The sequence below is a fragment of the Pedobacter sp. UBA4863 genome (assembly GCF_002399615.1).
Classification (GTDB): domain Bacteria; phylum Bacteroidota; class Bacteroidia; order Sphingobacteriales; family Sphingobacteriaceae; genus Pedobacter.
The window spans coordinates 42176-50970 of record NZ_DHDZ01000057.1; the positions used below are offsets into that span (position 1 = coordinate 42176).

The following is an 8795-nucleotide window of genomic DNA, read 5'->3' on the forward strand; positions in this document are numbered from 1 at the left end:
AGATGTACAGATAATTATTTATTAATCGAGCTAACTTGATGATGTATTTGTGTAGCTGTGGCTTATTTTGAAAATAGATATGAGGAAAGCTTCACTTTTATTATGGCTATCACTTTTTTGTACAAGCCTGTTTGTGCAAATACAAAGGCCAGATGCCTTTTTGGGATACGAATTGGGTACGCATTTCTCTGTTCATCAGAAAGCAGTAGATTATTTTAAAGATGTAGTTGCCAAAAGCAGTAATGTAAAGCTGCAATCTTATGGCAAAACCTATGGAGGAAGGGAATTGCTGTTTGCTATCGTTTCTGATCCTTCAAATATGGAGCGATTAGAACAGATCAGAACCAACAATATAGCTATTTCTAATAACGATAAAACAGTAAAGCTTGCCAAACAGCCAGTAATTGTGTGGTTAAGTTATAATGTACACGGTAACGAAGCCAATTCTACCGAAACCGCAATGAAAGTGCTTTATACTTTAGCAGCAGCAAAAGACGAACGAGTTAAAGCATGGTTAAAAAATACCGTTGTGATTATTGATCCCTGCTTAAACCCAGATGGGCGAGAGCGTTATGTAAACTATTTCAACAGTGTTGCTGGTACGGTTCCTAATCCCGATCCTTTAGCCAGAGAACATTTTGAGCCTTGGCCGGGTGGCAGAACAAATCATTACTATTTCGATTTAAACCGCGATTGGGCTTGGCAAACACAAATTGAAAGCGAACAAAGGTTAAAGCAATACCATCAATGGTTGCCACAAATCCATGTCGATTTTCATGAGCAAGGCTACAATGAACCTTATTATTTTGCGCCCGCAGCAGAGCCGATACATCAAGCTGTTACCTCTTGGCAAAAAGAATTTCAAGTAATTGTAGGAAAAAACAATGCAAAGTACTTTGACGAAAATGGGTGGCAATATTTCACGAAAGAACGCTTCGATTTACTTTATCCATCTTATGGCGATACCTATCCTTTATATAATGGTGCTATTGGGATGACCTATGAGCAGGGCGGAATAAGAGCTGGCTTGGCAGTAGTTACTGCCGATGGCGATACGCTTACGCTGAAAGATCGTATAGCACACCATTTTACCACCTCAATGGCTACCTTAGAAACGGCATCGGCACATGCCGAAAAACTATTGGTTGAATTTAGGAAGTTCTTTGAACAGAGTTTACAGCCTACCACTACCTATAAAAGTTATGTAATAAAAGCACAAAATATTTCTAGGTTAAGGAAATTGGCAGATTTGCTGTCGAAGAATAAAATCTCTTTTGCCTTTGGCGTAGAAAAAACGGACCGGACTATACATGGCTATAATTACGAAACCCAAAAAGTAGAACCTTTTAAGGTAGAACGGAACGATATGGTAATTAATATTGCCCAAAAACACGGTGTATTGGCCAATATTCTTTTTGAACCGCACACCGCCATTACAGATTCTAATACCTATGATATTACCGCTTGGGCTTTGCCTTATGCCTACGGTTTAAATGCTTATGCGGTTAAGGAAAGCTTAAACGGATCTTTCCCTTTTGTAGAAGAACGGCAGAAAAATTTACCCGTTATTGCCAAGCCCTATGCTTGGGTATTGCCATGGGGAGGTATAGCAGACGCTAAACTGTTAATGGCCCTGCAACAACAAAACATTAAGGTGCGCATGGCCGAACAAGGTTTTACCATAGGCGGCTTAACGTATAAACCAGGCACATTGTTGGTGTACCGAGCAGAAAACGAAAAGAAAAACCACCATTTTCAAGCTTTGATAGAAAAGTTGCTCAACGATAATATGGCGAATTTTAAAGTGTTAAGTTCGGGCTATGTAGAAAAAGGGAAAGATTTTGGCTCTTCGAGCTACAGGTTGTTAACGCCGCCAAAAGTAGCGGTATTGGCGGGTCAGGAAGTCTCTTCGCAGTCGTTGGGAGAAGTTTGGCATTTCTTTGAACAAGAACTGAACCACCCATTATCCATATTAAATGTATCTGCTGCAGCTAACTTAGATGTAAATAAGGTGAATACGCTAATTGTTCCAGATGGTTATTATGCAGATAAACTGGCCGAACAATTAGTGCCTTGGCTTAATGCTGGCGGTAAGTTAATATTGCTAGAAGACGCCATTGCTGCATTTGTAGGCAAGAAACCCTACCAAGTTAAACGAAAAGAAGAGCCTAAAAGCGATGTTGTAAAGGTAAATACGTTGCAATACGCCAATAGAAACCATGATGATTTTAGTAATGCTATTCCCGGGGCTATCTATAAGGTATATCTAGACCAAACCCATCCATTAACCTACGGCATTGGTAAATACTACTATACGTTAAAAACAGATGCCAACATCTACGAACCTTTAGCGAATAGTTTTAGCGTTGGTTTGTTAAAGCCCGATAGCTATATGGCAGGAGTGGCAGGAGGCAAAGTCAAAACTAGAATTTCTTCAGGGATGCTTTACGGCGTTCAAGAAATTGGAAAAGGCTCGGTGGTTTATATATCAACAGGTATATTATTTCGGATGTTTTGGGAAAGCGGTAAACAGATGATGGTGAATGGGGTGTTTTTTTAACAGAAGAAAGGTCTAGGGTCAATCTATATAGAATATAATCGTGAAGAAACGTATGCTGGAGGTTATATTATTTCTAAAAACACAGTGTTTGGGGAATAATAATTGTTAAGAAATGTTAAATAAAATTTGTGTTACATTTTTTAACTCTTTATATTTAGCACTTAATTAATTATTAACTAACCTAAATTTTTAAAAATTTATGAAAAAACTTCTACAAAGTTTGTTCATTTTGCTATTTGTGGCTACTGCTGCCATGGCGCAAAATAGGACAATCACTGGAACGGTTACTTCGAAAGAAGATGGTCTTCCATTGCCAGGGGTAAGTGTAAAAGTTAGGGGTACTAACATTGGGGCGTCAACTGGAGCCAATGGTAGATACTCCTTGTCAGTTCCGGCATCTGCCACCAATTTAGAATTCAGTTCTTTGGGATATCTTTCGCAAAGCACGAACATTGGGTCGTCTGGTACTATAAACGTAGTATTAGCGCAAGACACAAAGGTGCTTAACGAAATTGTGGTTTCGGGTGCAGGTTTAACCGTGCGTAAAAAAGAACTCGGAGCCAACCAAACCACCTTGTCAAACGATGCCATAACCAAAGCGAAGCCAACCAACGTTTTATCTGGTCTTACAGGTAAAGTGGCTGGTTTAAATATCCAATCGGTTGGTAGTGGTGTAAACCCTAACTATCGTGTGGTTTTAAGAGGTATGCGTTCGTTAACGGGTAATAACGAGGCCTTAATTGTGGTGGACAACGTAATTGTCCCAAACTCAATTTTAGGGAATTTAAATCCAGATGACATAGAAGATCTTACTGTGCTAAACGGAAGTAGTGCCGCGGCGCTTTATGGTTCGGCAGCATCAAACGGAGCCTTAATTATTGTTACCAAAAAAGGTAAAAGAGGTGGTGGTTTTGATATTAAAGTAGCCAACACAAGTACTTTTGAAGAGGTAGCATTCTTTCCTAAATTGCAAAAAGAATTTGGTTCTGGTTCAGATAATGATGTGCAAGTATATCTTTCTTATGAAAATCAACAGTACGGTCCAAAATTTGATGGTTCTATCGTTAATTTAGGCCGTGTTCTTCCTGATGGAACTTTTCAAAGAGTGCCTTACTCATGGAGTAACGCGAAATATGATTTCTGGGAAACAGGATATACTAATGTAACCGATTTCTCGGTAACATCAGGCGATGACAAAGGCGGTATATATGCTTCTGCACAATATATGCAGGCTACAGGAACAACCCCAGGGGATGAATACAACCGTGCTACGGCAAGAATAGGGGGGACAAAAAAAGTATCAGAGAAAATTAATTTTGGTTATAGCTTAAGCTACATCCAAAACAGGTATGATCTTACTACTCAAACATCCAGCATTTTCGATGATTTGTTAAATGCGCCGGGCCATGCTCCGATAACACAATATAAAGATTGGAAAAATAATATAATTGCCAGCCCTAATGGATATTTTAACGCCTACCATAATAATCCGTACTTTAGAGCTGATAATTATAGGGAGAAAACAAGAAACGACTATTTTGTGGGAAGTACAGAATTAAAGTACAAACCTTTAGAATGGTTAGATTTTACTGGTCGTGTTGGTTTAACAGCCAGGAACACTTCGGCAAAAGCATACTCAGATATCTTTATATTTGACTCGTTCTTTGCGGGTCAGGCAGGTTCTACCGAGTATAAAAAACAAAATATTTTGGGAGGTGTAAGAGACGACTTTAGCTATACCACCAATATTGTGAGTGATTTTATTGCCCATGCACAAAAAAAGGTAAATGATGATTTAAAACTTGATCTAACCATATTGGGTCAGCTTAGTCAATACCAAGCCAAATCAGAATCGGCTTCGGTAAGTGGTTTGGTAACAGCAGGCTTGTTTAACCTTAGCAATAGTTTAAACCCGCCAACGGCTAGTGAATCTAATGCCTTAACCCGTTCTTATGGTTTGTCGGGGAAATTAGATATTGGCTATAAAGATTACTTATTTTTAACCCTTACTGGGCGTAATGATTGGGTTTCGGTATTGGCGCCAGAGAACAGGTCATTCTTTTATCCAAGTGCAACTTTATCATTTGTAGCTAACGAAGCGATTGATTTCTTAGGAAATGTAAAACAATTAGATTTCTTAAAGTTAAGAGGCGGATGGTCTAAAGTGGGTCAGGTAAACATTGCCGCTTATAGCTTATTGCCTACGTTTTCGCAAGCGGCGGGTTATCCTTACAATGGCCAAGGTGGCCTTTCTGTTGGTGGCCGAATGGTATCAGCTGGTTTAAGACCAGAAATGACCACTCAATGGGAATTAGGGGCTGATTTTAGTTTGCTTAAAAGTAGAGTAAGCGCAGGCTTTACCTATTACAATACCAAAACAAAAGATCAAACAGTTTCTACTGGTGTAGCAAGCTCTACAGGTTACACCTCTTTGTTAACCAATACAGGACAAACTAGCTCAAGAGGTATAGAAGCAAATCTATCTGCTATTCCATATAAAACCAATAATTGGGAAATATCTGTGGGTGCTAATTATGCCCACTATGACAATACAGTTGATTACATCAGTTCAGATTTATCTCAACTGACGTTAGGCGCATACGGTGGTACAGTAGGTTCTTACGCTGTTGCAGGCCAACAGTTTCCCGTAATACAAGGTAAAACACACGTTCGCGATGATCAAGGCAGAATAATTGTGGATAGAATTACTGGTTATCCATCGGCAACTACCGGTATAAGTGTTATTGGCCAAGCTAATGCAGCCCATATTTTGGGTGTAAATATGACCGTAAACTATAAAAACTTCTCTTTGTACGGTTCTGGAGAGTATCGCGGTGGCTATGTGTTGTATAACCGTGGTGGTGGTACGTTTGATTTTAGCGGTGCTGGTTATAATACTGGAATTTATAATCGCGACCGCTTTGTTATCCCTAACTCATCGTATCTTGATCCTGTAACCAATAAATACGTGCCTAACACGAACATCACTGTTAGAGACGGTGGTCCAGGCTATTGGACTATTGCTGGCCCAAGAACAGGTATTGATGAAAACTACATCACTTCTGGTGCTTTTTGGAAAATTCGCGAGCTGAGCCTTTCTTATAAAATACCTGCTTCGGTATTTACAAAAACAAGAGCAATTAAAGGTGCTAGGATTAGCGTACAAGGAAGAAACCTATTTATTTTCTTGCCAAAAACAAATGTTTACACCGACCCTGAGTATAGCGAAGGAAATGGCCTATCTGGAGGTAATGCTATTGGTTTAACTAGTCTTAATCAAACTCCTCCATCAAGATATTATGGTGCTACATTAACGTTAAACTTATAATAGAAAAAGTGATGAAAAGAAATTTTAAATATATATGTGGGTTATTCATAGCGATGTCTGCTTTTTCATGTAAAAAGTCTCTAGATATCAATACAAACCCAAATACGGCAACTGCCGCAACTGTAGATTTAGTATTGCCTACGGCTATTGTATCAACAGCCAACAATATACCTTCATATAACAGTATGGGTGCACAGCAAGTTGGTTATTTCTCAAATAGTGGTGGTGTTAGCGGCTGGGGAGGTATTATCTCTTACAGATGGCAAACAGATAATTTTGCCACGTTGTGGAGCAACACTTTTGATGTATTGCAAGATGTACAGTACGTATTGGATAACAGTAAAGGCAATGCCGCGTTTGCAGAGTTTGAGGCTGCAGCCAAAGTGTTAAAGGCATACAACTTTATGCTTTTGGTTGATACTTATAACGATGTGCCTTACAGCGAAGCAAACCAGGGAGATAAACACTTGCAACCAAAGTACGATAAGGCTGCGGACATTTATAAAAATATAGCTGTTTTGCTAGATGAAGCAGTAAGTGCTTTTAAAGGAGTTACTTTAGCTTCAGCCCTGTTTGTGAAAAATGATCCTTTGTATGCTGGTAGTGCTAGTAAATGGGCTGCTTTTGCTCAAACCTTAAAGCTTAAACTTATGGTTAAAGGGCAAGGAAAAGTTACTTTTGCAAATACTTCATTTGATGCTGGTGTGGGCTTTATAACTGACGATGCCATAGTGCAACCTGTTTATGCAAAATTGGACGGTAAACAAAATCGCATGTGGAACAGTTGGGCATACAGCTACTCTGGTACACCGGTTGGTGCAGCTTCACAATATGCTGTTACGCCATTTATCATGTCTTACTACAATGGCAATAAGCTAAAAGACGATGGAAGAATTGCCGTTACTTATAAAAATGGCGCAACTACTCCTGTTAACCAATTAGGCTATCAAGAGGCTGACGCAGGGCGTGGTTTATCTCCAAGCTCTTGGTTTATAGGTACAAGCGCTACAGTATATGGCAAAATTGGTATTTTAAAAGGTCCTGATGCAGGCCAGCCTATTATGTTGGCGGCTGAAAGCTACTTTTTACAGGCCGAAGCTGATGTAAGGGGCATATTAACAAGTGGCAATGCTAAAATAGATTTTGAGAAAGGAGTTACGGCATCTTTTAATTACTTGTATAAAGACAATACAGGAACCCTAACAGCAGGGAAATCCCCTGCTACCGATTTTGCAACTTACAAAACCAACAATAACCTTAGTTTTCTGGTAAATTTTGATTTGGCCACATCTAATGCCGAAAAACTAGAAGCAATTGGCACCCAAAAATATATTGCATTTAATATGTTGTTTGGTCACGAAGCCTGGAATGAGTACAGAAGAACAGGTTTTCCTAAAATTACGGGAACATCTAAAACAGAAACTTTTGTTTCTATAGTATCAGAATCAACAGCGTTAGATAAGCTTCCTACTAGGATACAATATCCTTCCGACGAGTTTAAATATAATGCAGCGAATGTTCCAACAGTAAATGTTTTTAGTGATAAAATTTTTTGGGCAAAATAATTTCGATTGAAAATGAAAAAGTTTAATAATAAATACACCGCAGTATTAGTGCTTCTTACGATGTCTTTATCATCGTGCTTGAAGGACGATACAATAATAGGGCCAGATGCTCCTGGAGCCCTTAAAAATATAATTGAATTGAAAAACCAAAGTGCTATAAAATCTGGAGCAACAGCACCTTACGCAATGTATATTCCGTTTACATTAGAGCCAACATCAACCTCTAATGAGTTTGAAGTTGCTGTACAATATGCGGGCGCAGAAACAGCTCCCAGTGATATTACGGTTAACTTGGCTACAGATGCGGCTGCTATTACCACCTACAACGCTAAAGAAGGTACTGCGCTTGCACAAATAGCCGCAACTTCTTATAGCTTCCCTGCATCGGTAGTAATACCTAAAGGGCAAAGAGAAGCTAAATTTAAGATAACCGTAAAACCAAATACGTTTGATGCAACTAAAGAAAATGCTTTAGCACTAAAAATTACATCAGCATCAACCGGTACCATTAGCGGTAATTTTGGTACTGCAATTTATAGTATGCCGTTAAAAAGTATTTGGCAAGGTCTATATACCGTACATATTAACAATAATTATGGCACAATAGATCCTAATATTGGTGATTTTGTGGAAGAGGATGTTCCTTTTGCAACTGTTGGCCCAAATAAATTGCAATCAACATATGTAAACCGAACATATAGTGGTTGGGTTCAATATCAATTTAGTGGCGATAACAGTACAATTAGCGGAATTACCGTTTTTGCTAGCCCAAGCATTAGAGTAAGTTCTATTGAAGGAGTTGATTTGGTTGACCCTGTTAATAAGAAATTTACCATTCGTTTTACATGGCTAGGCCGCGGAGTAACAGAGACTTGGACAAGAACAGGTGATTTGCCTTAGTTTTTGTTTTAAAATTAAAAAGGAGATGTCCAAAAATGGACTGACCCAAAAGTTTAGACAAATTTAGTTATTAGATTTGTTAGAATGAGCCCGATAGAATATCGGGCTCATTTCGTTTAAATTTAGGTTTAATCGTTTTTGTTCCGCTCTGAAAAAAGTTGACCAATAAAAAGTCAAGGTTATGAAAATACAGAAGTTAGGGTTAAGATCAACCGGGCTTTTGAACAAGGACAAGATTCAATTAAATATGGGGTAACAGCCTTGTCTTGGAATGATGCTAGAAGTATAGTAAATTGTACTATCCCAAAAAAAGACAGCTCGGGCAGGCCCATGAAAGACCCGCAAAAACAACGTATAAATGAGCTCGAGAAACAGTTAGCGGAGGAGAAGATGGAGGTACTGTCTAATGTTAACACCCGTACAAATTTGGAACAAAACCTTG

At 38.8% G+C, this 8795-nt stretch carries 4 protein-coding genes; all 4 read left to right on the plus strand.

Annotated features, from left to right (window positions below; translation table 11 throughout):
• Positions 1-79: 79 nt before the first annotated feature.
• The 4 genes from B3I52_RS14340 to B3I52_RS14355 all read left to right on the plus strand — a co-directional run bounded on the left by B3I52_RS14340 (position 80) and on the right by B3I52_RS14355 (position 8353).
• The gene (locus B3I52_RS14340; RefSeq protein WP_293302465.1) at positions 80-2560 is read left to right on the plus strand and encodes a M14 metallopeptidase family protein; all 2481 of its coding nucleotides are present in this window, start codon (positions 80-82) and stop codon (positions 2558-2560) included.
• Between the two features lie 199 nt (positions 2561-2759).
• Positions 2760-5888: a SusC/RagA family TonB-linked outer membrane protein gene (locus B3I52_RS14345; protein WP_293302467.1), complete on the plus strand. Its 3129-nt coding sequence runs from the start codon at positions 2760-2762 to the stop codon at positions 5886-5888.
• An 11-nt stretch (positions 5889-5899) separates the two neighbouring features.
• Positions 5900-7453, plus strand: coding sequence for a SusD/RagB family nutrient-binding outer membrane lipoprotein (locus tag B3I52_RS14350; RefSeq protein WP_293302469.1), 1554 nt, complete (start codon positions 5900-5902; stop codon positions 7451-7453).
• Positions 7454-7465: 12 nt separating this feature from the next.
• Complete coding sequence (locus B3I52_RS14355) at positions 7466-8353, plus strand: DUF1735 domain-containing protein (protein WP_293302471.1); 888 nt, start codon at positions 7466-7468, stop codon at positions 8351-8353.
• Positions 8354-8795: the final 442 nt, after the last annotated feature.